The organism is Endozoicomonas sp. (assembly GCF_051008435.1).
Lineage (GTDB): Bacteria > Pseudomonadota > Gammaproteobacteria > Pseudomonadales > Endozoicomonadaceae > Endozoicomonas_A.
On sequence record NZ_JBPCXO010000315.1, the window covers coordinates 1 to 10,900 of the forward strand.

The following is a 10,900-nucleotide window of genomic DNA, read 5'->3' on the forward strand; positions in this document are numbered from 1 at the left end:
TCATTCTGGGACTATCTGACAGACAGGTTAACAGGCAGTGGCTCGTTTCCAAGGCTGACGGACTTGATTGAAAAAGCTTCTCACATACTACCTTGTGGGCTTTGCAGCAGTTATTAAGAAGCTACTAATTTACTGACCAAGCTTTTTAACGACCGCTCTAATGCAGAAGAAATGAAACAAAATCAGTGCTTACATGAAATACCAGTCCGGTTTTTCAAAGAGATCAGCCAGGCTCTGGCTCAATGCGATAGTCCTGAAATGCTTTCTATAATGCTTGCAGTAACCATGCTCACGTTGAAAAAGCAGTTACCGCCAACAGAAGCCAATCATGAAGTGCTGGCCTTCATTTTTCTTTATCTATGCATTATCACGGGTCAGAACCCAACCACAATTGACGTATCTGAAACTCCGGATGACGAAGCTTTTATGAAAGATCTTTTATTCCGGGTACATAACCGGGATCAGGATCCCCCCAAGGATGCTCGACCCATGTTGTCGTCCCACCTTACTGAAGCAAAGAAATTGTTAACGACAAAAAAAGCCGATCTCAGTGGCACGCTGCCTTTATCCGAAGCAAATCAATGGTTAACAGACGACAATGTTGAAGATGACTCATCTGACTGGGATTGAGCTTTATAGATGACCGAACGACAGGCATAAAAAAACCCGGAATACACCGGGTTTTTTTATAAGACGTAAGAAGCTTATTTACCAAGCTTTTTACGAATAGCCTGCAGAGTACGCAGCTGGGCAGCGGCTTCAGCCAACTGAGTTGCTGCACGGGAGTAATCAAACTCACCGCTCTGATTCGCCAGTTCCTGTTCAGCCAGTTTCTTGGCTTCTTCAGCAGCCAGCCCATCCATATCGTCTGCACGCAGAGCTGTGTCAGCCAGTACCTTAATCTGGTTTGGCTGCACTTCCAGGAATCCACCTGAGATGTAAAACACCTCTTCATCACCACCTTGGGTGATCAGGCGAATTGGACCTGGGTTCAGATCCGTCAGCAGAGGCGCGTGGCCAGGGGCAATACCCAGGTCACCCAGAGAACCAGTAGCAATAACCATCTCTACCAGTCCGGAGAAGATCTCCTCCTCGGCGCTAACGATATCACAGTGAACCGTGATCGCCATTTGTGTCACCTCCATTCAGAGAAGATACTCTTCCTATATAAAGGAAGAGTATCCCGGGCATTACATGGACTTGGCTTTCTCAATGGCTTCGTCGATGCCACCAACCATGTAGAACGCCTGCTCTGGCATGTGATCGTATTCACCGTTCAGAATACCCTTGAAAGCACTGATCGTGTCTTTCAGAGAAACGTATTTACCAGGAGCTCCGGTAAATACTTCTGCTACGAAGAATGGCTGAGACAGGAAACGTTCAATCTTACGAGCACGGGTAACGGTCTGTTTGTCTGTTTCAGACAATTCGTCCATACCCAGAATCGCGATGATGTCTTTCAATTCTTTGTAACGCTGCAGTACAGTCTGAACACCACGAGCAACGTCATAATGATCCTGACCAATAACCAGCGGATCCAGCTGACGAGAAGTAGAATCCAGAGGATCGATCGCTGGGTAGATACCCTTGGAAGCGATGTCACGGCTCAGTACTACTGTAGCGTCAAGGTGGGAGAACGTGGTTGCAGGAGACGGGTCAGTCAAGTCATCCGCTGGTACGTATACCGCCTGGATAGACGTGATAGAACCTTTCTTCGTAGAGGTAATACGCTCCTGAAGAACACCCATCTCTTCTGCCAGAGTTGGCTGATAACCTACCGCAGAAGGCATACGACCCAACAGAGCAGATACTTCGGTTCCTGCCAGTGTGTAACGATAAATGTTATCGATAAACAGCAGTACGTCACGACCTTCGTCACGGAATTGCTCAGCCATGGTCAGACCAGTCAAAGCTACACGCAGACGGTTCCCAGGAGGCTCATTCATCTGACCGTAAACCAGGGATACTTTGTCGATTACGTTGGAATCAGTCATTTCGTGGTAGAAGTCATTACCCTCACGAGTACGCTCACCAACACCTGCAAACACTGAGTAACCGGAGTGCTCGATCGCGATGTTACGGATCAGCTCCATCATGTTTACAGTTTTACCAACACCGGCACCACCAAACAGACCGACTTTACCACCTTTGGCAAACGGGCAAACCAGGTCGATAACCTTGATGCCGGTTTCCAGAAGATCGTTAGAAGCAGACTGCTCAGCGTAACTGGGTGGCTTACGGTGAATAGCTAAACGTGCTTCTTCACCGATAGGGCCCTTCTCATCGATAGGGTTACCCAGTACGTCCATGATACGACCCAGAGTCTTGGTACCAACCGGTACCTGAATGGGTTCGTTAGTGCTGCTTACTTCCAAACCACGAGACACACCTTCGGTGGACCCCATGGCGATAGTACGAACAATACCGTCACCCAGCTGTTGCTGAACTTCCAGTACCAGTTCTTTGCCTTCGACGTTCAGGGCGTCGTAGACCTTAGGGACAGATTCCCTGGGAAATTCGACGTCAATGACGGCGCCGATAATTTGTAAGATACGACCGCTACTCATAGCCTTTCCTCTACCCTTTAATCTTTTATACAGCCGCTGCGCCACTGACGATTTCGGACAGTTCCTGTGTGATTGCTGACTGACGTGCCTTGTTGTATACCAACTGAAGCTCATCGATCAGGTTGCCGGCGTTATCGGTTGCGTTCTTCATTGCAATCATTCGCGCGGCCTGCTCACAGGCGTTATTCTCAACTACTGCCTGGAATACCTGGGATTCGATATACCTGACCAACAGGCCATCCAGCAACTGCTTGGCATCAGGTTCGTAAATGTAGTCCCAGGGTCTTTTCAGTGACTCATCTTCATCTGGAACCAGAGGCAACAACTGCAATACCTCGGGAGACTGGGTCATGGTGTTGACGAAGCGGTTGTGAACAACGTACAGGCGATCAATTTCACCATTTTCGTACTTGTCCAGCATCACCTTTACACCACCGATCAGATCAGCAATGTTGGGTGAGTCACCAATATGGGTTGTGGCTGCCACGACGTTCCCGCCGTAACTACGGAAAAATCCAACTGCTTTGCTGCCGATCAGGCAAAGATCTATCTCAGCATCCTGATCTTTCCATTGAGTCATGCTTTCAATGGTTTTCTTGAACAGGTTGATGTTCAGACCCCCACAGAGGCCCCGATCCGTAGAAACGATGATAAAACCGACACGCTTCACCTCACGTTCTGACATGAAGGTGTGCTTGTACTCGGCATTGGCGTGAGCTACGTGCCCTACAACCTGACGGATACGTTCAGCATAAGGGCGGCTGGTTTCTCTCCGCTCCTGAGCTTTGCGCATCTTGCTCGCCGCCACCATCTCCATGGCGCTGGTGATCTTCTGCGTACCTTTGATGGACGATATCTGCGTCCGGATCTCTTTTGCGCCTGCCATTGTGTTTCCTCAGCTACCGGTGACGGCTACCGAGGCAGGCAGCCGTCAACCATGAGCCTGTTACCAGGACTGGGTGGCCTTGAACTTTTCAATAGCCTGTTTGATACCCGCTTCAATTTCACCGTTGTAATCTCCAGATTCATTGATGCGAGCCATCAGCTCACTGAATTCAGAGTTTACAAAGCTCAACAGAGCAGCTTCAAAGTCCAGGATCTTGTTCAGCTCAACGTCTTCCAGATAGCCTTTTTCAGCGGCGTAGATGACAACACCCATCTCGGCAACGGACATTGGTGCATACTGCTTCTGTTTCATCAGTTCAGTAACACGCTGACCATGCTCAAGCTGTTTACGGGTAGCTTCATCCAGATCAGAAGCAAACTGGGCAAAGGCCTGAAGCTCACGGTACTGAGCCAGAGCCAGACGGATACCACCGCCCAGTTTCTTGATGATCTTGGTCTGGGCTGCACCACCAACACGGGATACAGAGATACCGGCATTCATCGCAGGACGAATACCCGCGTTGAACAGATCGGTTTCCAGGAAGATCTGACCGTCAGTAATGGAGATTACGTTGGTCGGTACGAATGCGGATACGTCACCTGCCTGGGTTTCAATGATTGGCAGAGCGGTCAAAGAACCGGTCTGACCTTTCACTTCACCATTTGTCAGCTTTTCGACGTGCTCAGCATTTACGCGAGAAGCACGCTCCAGCAGACGGGAGTGCAGATAGAAGACATCACCCGGGTAGGCTTCACGGCCTGGTGGGCGACGTAGCAGCAGGGAGATCTGACGATAAGCCCAAGCCTGCTTGGTCAAATCATCATAAACAATCAGAGCATCTTCACCCAGATCGCGGAAATATTCACCCATTGAGCAACCAGCAAACGGAGCCAGGAACTGCATGGAAGCAGGGTCAGAAGCACCTGCAGTCACAACAATGGTGTGTTCCATTGCGCCGTGTTCTTCCAGTTTGCGTACTACGTTGGCAATAGAAGACTGCTTCTGTCCAATCGCAACGTACACACACTTGATGCCGGAGCCTTTCTGGTTGATGATCGCGTCGATGGCCAGAGCGGTTTTACCGGTCTGACGGTCACCGATAACCAGCTCACGCTGACCACGACCAACAGGTACCATGGCGTCGACTGACTTGTAACCTGTCTGAATCGGCTCGTCTACAGACTGACGAGCGATAACCCCTGGTGCTACTTTTTCAATTGGGGAGGTTTCGGTAGCTTCAACAGGACCTTTGCCGTCGATGGGGTTACCCAAAGCGTCAACAACACGTCCCAGCAACTGCCTGCCAACAGGTACTTCAAGAATTCGACCGGTGCACTGGACAGTCTGGCCTTCAGCCAGCTGACCGTAGTCACCTAATACAACAGCGCCGACGGAGTCTTGCTCCAAGTTCAACGCCATACCATATACACCACCGGGGAATTTAATCATCTCCCCGTACATTACGTCTGCCAGACCGTGTATACGTACAATACCGTCAGTTACACTGACGATGGAGCCCTCATTGCGGGCTTCACTGGACACATCAAGCTGCTCAATGCGGCTTTTGATAATGTCACTGACCTCTGAAGGATTCAGTTGCATAGCTTACCTGCCAAACTTTTTACTTAAAAAAAAGTAACTATGAAATCATCGCATCGGCAAGCTTAGTCAAGCGTGAGCGGACACTACCGTCGATAACGAGGTCTCCAGCTTTCACGATGACGCCGCCAATCAGGTAGTCGTCTACCTGTGTATGCATTCGTACTGAGCGACCAAGACGTTTTTCAACTTTCTTCGCGATCTTGTCCTGCTGTTCATCGGACAGCGGGAAAGCCGAAGTAACGACTACATCCTGATAACTCTGATCTTGTGCCTTCATCTGCTCGAAAATCGCGTCGATCTGGGGAAGCAGAAAAATGCGTTTTTTATTCGTAAGGATCCGAATGTAATTCTCGACTTCAACCGTAAGGCTGCCTTCGCACAGCTTGATAAAGGCTTCTGCCTTCATGTCCCCAGTTGTGGACGGGTCTTTCAACATCCTGCCCACAGCCTCACGCCTGGACACGCTCGCACATAAAGTTAGCATCTGAGACCACTCACACAACTGGTCATGCTCTTTTGCTAACTTGAAGGCTGCCTTAGCATAGGGACGGGCACATGTGGTTAATTCCATGGTCTATCCCCTTTAGAGTTCCGCAACCAAGTCATCAACCAGACGGCTGTTCGCAGACTCATCCAGGTTTTCACCCAGAATACGCTCAGCACCCGCCACAGCCAGAGCTGCTACCTGAGTACGCAGAACTTCACGAGCCCTGTTCGCTTCCTGCTCAATGTCAGCCTGTGCAGCCACCTTGATACGATCAGCTTCTTCGCGAGCCTGCACTTTAGCTTCGTCAACGATCTGGGCAGAACGCTTGTTAGCCAGCTCAATGATTTCCTGAGCCTTTTCACGCGCTTCACGCAGTTCTTCGAGGACTTTTTCCTGAGCCAGTTCCAGCTCTTTTTGACCACGAGCTGCAGCGTCCAGTCCGTCAGCGATTTGTTTCTTACGGTCATCAAGGGCCTGCATGATGGGTGGCCATACATACTTCATGCAGAACCAGACAAAGACAGCGAAAGCGATTGTCTGACCAATGATAGTTGCATTGATATTCATGCGAACTCCAAATGCTCCAGTTATTTTGTTTCAAACCCGACAGTACAGTCTTGAACTCATTTTAAAGTCTTGTGCGACTATGAATGATCAGTGTGACTACTGAACCGGGTTTTGCTTCGGCTTTTGTTCCGACTCTGGCTACTTATAAAGCGTTACTCAATAAGTAACCGGCCGTACTGCAACACCTAGCCGGGCACTAAACTGCAGCTTTACTGCACCAGGGCTACGAACGGGTTAGCGAAGGTGAAGAACAAGGCGATACCTACACCGATCATGGTTACGGCGTCAAGCAGACCTGCAACGATGAACATTTTAACCTGCAGCATTGGAACCATTTCAGGCTGACGAGCAGCACCTTCCAGGAACTTTCCGCCCAGCAGACCAAAACCAATAGCAGTACCCAGTGCACCAAAGCCAATCAGTAGAGCAACTGCAACTGCGGTCAGACCAACTACCAGATCCATATTTCCTCCCGACCTATGTCGATTTTTTAGATAAAATCAGTAAGTTTTGCGTTGATCCAGGTTGCAGTTTTTTGATCAAGCTTGGCTGCAACCCAAATTTTTTTGAACTCTTTTCTGGTCGCTGCTTATTCTGATAAAACGTTCAGAAAAAGCAGCTCCCTGCGGTCTTACGACCTTAAATCATTAGTGATCTTCGTGTGCCAGACTCAGGTATACGATGGTCAGCATCATGAAGATAAACGCCTGCAGTGTTACCACCAAAATGTGGAAAACTGCCCAGCCAAAGTGCAGTGGCAACTGAGCATAGCCCACCAGAGCAATCAGGATAAAAATCAGCTCACCTGCATACATGTTACCGAAGAGACGCAGAGCCAGAGAGATAGGCTTGGCAATCAGGGTAACGAATTCCAGCAGGAAGTTAATAGGAATCAAAACAGCCTGAATAGCTTTGTTGGGGCTGTTGAATGGGTGCAGGGTCAATTCGCCAATAAACCCGCCAATTCCTTTCACTTTAATGGAGTAGAAAATAATCAGCATGAAGACAGACAGGGACAGACCCAGAGTAATGTTAGGATCAGTACTTGGTACGATCTTCATGTATGGAATGCCCACAGCGGTGGCCAAACCAGGAATCCAGTCAACTGGCACCAGATCCATCAGGTTCATAAAGAAGACCCAACAGAAAATAGTCAGCGCCAGTGGAGCGATCAGTTTGTTTTTGCCATGGAATGTGTCTTTTACACTGCCATCAACAAATTCAACAACCATTTCCACCAGGTTTTGCATACCACCTGGTACGCCTGTAGAGGCGCGTCTGGTGACCATGCGGAAGATAGTGACAAACACTACACCCAACAGAACAGACCAGAACAAACTGTCTACATGAAACGCCCAGAAGCCCATTTCTTTAGCTTCAGCAGCGGTTTTAGCAAAGGTCCAGGTGTCTTCCGACAGAACACCCAGTTCAGTGCCATAATTATCAACACGTTCAAAACCTGCTGGCAGCTTACCGTATGTAAGATTCTGCAGGTGGTGACCTATGTACTCAGATGCAGTAGTCGCCATGAATTTTCCCGTACACCATCATCATTGTATAAATCTGTCGTCAGTAAACCAGCGTTCAGCTCTTTATGAGCAAGGGGGTCAGCCAGTTCACCGCCTGAATCAGAGTAAAAGCACCGAATAACGCCAAAGGTTCAATTGACGGTAACAGTGTAAAAATCAGAATGAACGCCAGGACTGTTAATGCAAACTTTCCGGCTTCGCCCTGGTAAAAAGACCTGGCTATTTTCTGTGCTGCACTGGCACCCCTGTAACGAAACGCTTTCCAGACCAGAAAAGCATTGGGGATACTGCATGCCAAACCACCTGACAGAGCGGATATAGCGAAAGACTTACCCAGAGGTAACAAAAGCAATGACAAACATACTGTAGTCAACAGCTGGGCTACGACAACACGATACATGCGAGGCTGTTGCAAATGCGGGTATTTTTCCCCGCTTCCAGTTCTGAACATCATGCCACTTTTGTGTTTCCACGCCCTTACTGCAGACATAGATTCCTGTACTTGGCCCAAAATTTGATCAGCCCTGATAAGTCTTAATCCGCCCCCTCAGAAACTAGCAGGGGTTTCAGCCTTTGCGGTGTGTGAAGATGGTGAAACATCAGATGACAAAACTCCACACGACTGAAAATTTTAGAACTTTTTTCACCCCTCCGGCGCGCGCAAGTATACTAGTGACATGCACCTACGTTCAACTAATATCTTAAGGGCTAGCGCTTATACGACTGCGGAATACGAATATCCCGCGACCTTCAAACAATTACCCTTAATAGTTAACTGATTAAAAGCTTGTCGTCCCAGCTCAAAATAAACTCAGAGACTTTCTTGATCACTCCGCTTCGGTACTTTTTCTTGTTTAGTAACAAATAAAAGTGACGATTAAGCGTCAGGTCTGACACGCTGATAGTAGATAGTAGACCCGCTTTCTTGGCTCGCCATACCGCCAGGTTAGATATACACCCAATACCCAGTCCTTCCATGACGGCTTGTTTCACTGCTTCAGCCCGGTTCAAGCTCATAATGACGTTAGGTCTACACAAGCGTGTAGCCAACACTTCATCAAAAAGTTCTCGCGTTCCTGAACCTGGCTCCCGAAGTATCCACGCTTCCTCTTTAAGCGTTTGGAGACCCACCGTCTGCCCGGCCAATGGATGATCAGGGTGACAAATAATCACAAGTTCATCTTCACGCCACGGAATCACTTCAATATCCGGATGCAGACAACTGCCTTCTACTACCGCCAGGTCAATCTCCATAGCCAGCATCCTTTTCTGGATACTCCTTGTATTATCAACAGCCAGTTCGGCCCTGATACGGGGGAATTCCCTGAAAAAATCGCCCAAAATTCGCGGCATTAGGTTGTTGCCGATGGTGGAACTCGCATGAATCTTCAGAGTTCCCTCTTCATAGCAACTGTCCTCTATAAACTGGGTTTCAATTTCATGGGCCCTATCGATAAGCTCGGCAGCCATGGGCAGCAATGCTCGCCCAGAGTCGTTCAATGTCATGGAGGCACCAGCGTGCCTATCAAACAAAGGTCCCAAGTGCTTTTCAAGTTCGGACAGAGCCATACTCGCAGCAGGTTGAGAAATAAACAGTGATTCTGCAGCTGCAGTCACTCTGCCGGACTGGGCGACCGCCTTGAAGATTTCAAGCTGTCTCAATGTGATATGCATCTACTGCTCCGATATCAATTGCCAACTTAAAAGGACGGTACGACCTTGGGTGGCAAGATTAAGGAAAATTGAAACCAACATCAATAGCTATAATGTAATATTATGGCTCTAGCACAGATAATTGATTTTTAATTATAAAGCTAATTTCTCATACTCCTCTCATCCAGTTAAAACCTTAATGATTCGGAGTAAATATGAGCGAACAAAGCATCAAGACCTGGGTGGAACTGAAAAAAATGACACCCGCCTTTAAGGAAGTACTTCGCTACAGACAAATTGTAAAGAAGAACACCTCATCTCTCGATAACCTTGAGGATTTTTGCAAGGAAGCCGACAAAGTTCTGAAATAAACGACGGCCCATTTAGTTAGCATGTTATCAAAACACCCATAAAACCTCCTTATAAGACTCTATTGATATATTGATTATCCAAGGTTCAAAGCCGCTCCTTATAATGCGCTCACCATCACCAGACCAGTAAAACAAACCATTACAAGAATCTTTTAACCCTGTACCTAAAAGATTCAAATGATGATCATAAGATCAGGAGTAGCTATGCACAGTGAATATAGTGATCCAGCGGTAAAGCATTGGGTAGACCTTAAAAAACAAACTTCCGTTCTTGAAAAGATCATGTATTGCAAACAAAAAAGGAAGCATACCTCAACACTTGATAGTCTCGGAGCTTTTTTTCGAGAAGCTGATAAGCATCTGAAATAATACTGCCTCGAAAAAGTTACCGAGTTTAGTCCACTCTTCCGACCTCATGAAAGACAAAATCCGATAGCTTTTTCAAGGCTAAATAGTGTGCGACAAGGTATTGGGTTACTTATTTGTAGCCCTTTTTTATTAATTGAATGTTACATATCACAATTAAGCTCAGCTTATAGTCTGATTAGAAACCACAAACTACTCACCCTTTCTGACTTCTCTTACTTCTTAAATAGCTTCTTAAAAAGCTTCTTAAAAACTGATAATCAGGACGCTAATTCTTGTTAATGCAGCTAACCCATAAAATTAGCTTATAAGAGTATGTAGTTTTATTGATTATCCAGACAGTCTGCTATCTCTCTATAATCAGTCCACCATCATCAGATCAGACAACAACACGTATTCTGTGCCTTTCAACCTCCGACAATGAAAGATCAACAGAACCAAAAAGATCAGGATTTAAAGCCAAGCGAAACATTAAAATATTAAATACATTTTATTAGGATCAGAAAGACCCGTACTGTTCTAAAAGATGTACAACTTTATGCAATGAAAGCGCTATCGAATTTTGTTTATTTAACCCGTCATCATCTGAACAAAATCCGATAGCTTTTTCTAAGCTAAGCAGTGTGCGACAAGGTATTAGGCTGTCCCTGGCAGCCGTTTTTTTGTCTGCAATATTATTTTTCTGCCTAAAGCCTCTTAGCTAGAAGTCAAAAGCCTTCCTTTTCTCTCCATTGGCCTTTAACTCACTCATGTTACGCACTTCATCGTCTGAAGCTCCTGGAACGATGATTTCAGTGCCGAAAGATAAAGCTTTGCTCGCAGCTCAAAGTGGTTCAAATGAAGCTTATTAGCCAAAACCTCAAAGCGAAATG

Annotated in this window: 12 protein-coding genes and 1 pseudogene; 2 read left to right on the forward strand and 11 right to left on the reverse strand. The window is 47.1% G+C overall.

The features are described from left to right. Positions 1-171 precede the first annotated feature (171 nt). Entirely contained in the window at positions 172-630 is a 459-nt protein-coding gene (locus ACR2PX_RS15935; RefSeq protein ID WP_434000344.1) for a hypothetical protein, read from the forward strand. Between the two features lie 74 nt (positions 631-704). Here ACR2PX_RS15935 and ACR2PX_RS15940 read toward each other — a convergent pair whose 3' ends face one another. From ACR2PX_RS15940 to ACR2PX_RS15985, 10 genes are all read right to left on the reverse strand, one after another. Further along, positions 705-1,130, reverse strand: coding sequence for a F0F1 ATP synthase subunit epsilon (locus ACR2PX_RS15940; protein ID WP_434000345.1), 426 nt, complete (start codon positions 1,128-1,130; stop codon positions 705-707). 60 nt (positions 1,131-1,190) lie between these two features. Beyond that, on the reverse strand, positions 1,191-2,567 hold the full coding sequence (atpD, locus tag ACR2PX_RS15945; RefSeq protein WP_434000346.1) for a F0F1 ATP synthase subunit beta: 1,377 nt from the start codon (positions 2,565-2,567) through the stop codon (positions 1,191-1,193). Between the two features lie 25 nt (positions 2,568-2,592). Next, positions 2,593-3,453 (reverse strand): F0F1 ATP synthase subunit gamma, encoded by an 861-nt coding sequence (gene atpG, locus ACR2PX_RS15950; RefSeq protein ID WP_434000347.1) that lies wholly within the window; start codon positions 3,451-3,453, stop codon positions 2,593-2,595. 60 nt (positions 3,454-3,513) lie between these two features. Further along, positions 3,514-5,055, reverse strand: a complete 1,542-nt coding sequence (atpA, locus tag ACR2PX_RS15955) for a F0F1 ATP synthase subunit alpha (protein WP_434000348.1) — start codon at positions 5,053-5,055, stop codon at positions 3,514-3,516. A gap of 37 nt (positions 5,056-5,092) precedes the next feature. Continuing rightward, complete coding sequence (locus ACR2PX_RS15960; RefSeq protein WP_434000349.1) at positions 5,093-5,626, reverse strand: F0F1 ATP synthase subunit delta; 534 nt, start codon at positions 5,624-5,626, stop codon at positions 5,093-5,095. Positions 5,627-5,638: 12 nt separating this feature from the next. Further along, positions 5,639-6,109, reverse strand: coding sequence for a F0F1 ATP synthase subunit B (locus tag ACR2PX_RS15965; RefSeq protein WP_434000350.1), 471 nt, complete (start codon positions 6,107-6,109; stop codon positions 5,639-5,641). A 209-nt stretch (positions 6,110-6,318) separates the two neighbouring features. Then, positions 6,319-6,573, reverse strand: a complete 255-nt coding sequence (atpE, locus tag ACR2PX_RS15970) for a F0F1 ATP synthase subunit C (RefSeq protein WP_034840208.1) — start codon at positions 6,571-6,573, stop codon at positions 6,319-6,321. A 183-nt stretch (positions 6,574-6,756) separates the two neighbouring features. Then, complete coding sequence (atpB, locus tag ACR2PX_RS15975) at positions 6,757-7,638, reverse strand: F0F1 ATP synthase subunit A (protein ID WP_434000351.1); 882 nt, start codon at positions 7,636-7,638, stop codon at positions 6,757-6,759. 55 nt (positions 7,639-7,693) lie between these two features. Further along, a complete protein-coding gene (locus ACR2PX_RS15980; RefSeq protein ID WP_434000352.1) occupies positions 7,694-8,128 on the reverse strand; it encodes an ATP synthase subunit I in 435 nt (144 codons plus the stop codon). A gap of 281 nt (positions 8,129-8,409) precedes the next feature. Next, positions 8,410-9,312 (reverse strand): LysR substrate-binding domain-containing protein, encoded by a 903-nt coding sequence (locus ACR2PX_RS15985; protein WP_434000353.1) that lies wholly within the window; start codon positions 9,310-9,312, stop codon positions 8,410-8,412. A gap of 194 nt (positions 9,313-9,506) precedes the next feature. On the opposite strand from ACR2PX_RS15985, the gene ACR2PX_RS15990 reads away from it, so the two are divergent. Next, positions 9,507-9,662, forward strand: coding sequence for a hypothetical protein (locus tag ACR2PX_RS15990; RefSeq protein ID WP_434000354.1), 156 nt, complete (start codon positions 9,507-9,509; stop codon positions 9,660-9,662). Between the two features lie 1,113 nt (positions 9,663-10,775). Here the strand turns inward: ACR2PX_RS15990 and ACR2PX_RS15995 are convergent. Next, positions 10,776-10,900 (reverse strand): annotated as a pseudogene (locus ACR2PX_RS15995) (IS701 family transposase); the annotation flags it as partial.